We start from the raw sequence: 1,007 nt of genomic DNA on the forward strand, positions 1-1,007 counted from the left end.
ACGCCAGATCAGTTCTGGACGTTCAGCTCGGTGCGACGGTTGACCTCGCTGCGGCAGCCCGGCTGCGTCTGCGCCGTCGGCTCCAGCGGACGGCTCTCGCCGTAGCCCACCGGACCCAGCAGGCGACCGGCGTCGACGCCGTTGCTGGTCATGTAGTCGTACACCGCCGACGCGCGGCGCTCCGACAGACGCTGGTTGTACGCGTCCGGACCGCACAGGTCGGTGTGGCCAGCCACTTCCACCCGCAGCTCGGGATAACGCTTCAGGATCTCCACCGCCTCGTTCAGGATCGCCACCGCGTCAGGACGCAGCGTCGACTTGTCGAAGTCGAAGTTCACGCCGTTCAGGTCGATCGTGATCGGGGCCGGCGGCGGCGGCGGTGGCGGGGCCACCGGCGGCGGCGGCGGCGGGGCCACCGGCGCGGTCGGCGCCGGACCCAGCGGGATCACCACGCCCACCGACGCAATCACGTCGCTGAAGTAGCTCTCTTCCATCTGGTGCGGGTAGCCCGACGAATCCGTGCCGCTCTCGGCCGCATAGCTCTGGGTGTCGAAGTCGAAACGGGTCGCCAGCTCGGCACGCACCGCCACGCGGCGGCTGAAGTCGCTCTGCACGCCCACGCCCACCTTCGCCGCCAGGTTGCCGTCCTCACGCTGCAGCGGCGAGGTCGTGCCGCCCGTCGGAACATACTCTTCCTCCGAACGCTGGTAGCCCAGGCCGAACAGGATGTACGGGTTCCAGCTGCGCGCCTCGGACATGAAGTGGCGACGCAGGTCCACCGACACGCCGTACTGGCTCCACAGCAGGTCGCTGTTGTGGTCGAAGCTCGGGTTCTGGTAGTTCAGCTCGCCTTCCACCGACCAGTTCGGGCTGATGAACTTGCCCACGCCCAGGCCCAGCGCATAGGTGTCGTCCGTGCGACGGTCTTCGTCCTGCAGGTTGAAGCCGACGGAGCCGCTCAGGTACCAGCGATCATCGAATTCCTGCGCGGAAGCCACCTGCGCGAC

The 1,007-nt window shown here is 68.2% G+C and carries 1 protein-coding gene; it reads right to left on the minus strand.

What is annotated here, in order from left to right; all coding sequences use genetic code 11:
- Window positions 1-8: 8 nt before the first annotated feature.
- A partial coding sequence (locus tag PLC66_RS22845) for an OmpA family protein (protein ID WP_324544463.1) occupies window positions 9-1,007 on the minus strand: 999 nt, incomplete at its 5' end.

The organism is Thauera sp., from assembly GCF_035444905.1.
GTDB lineage: Bacteria > Pseudomonadota > Gammaproteobacteria > Burkholderiales > Rhodocyclaceae > Thauera.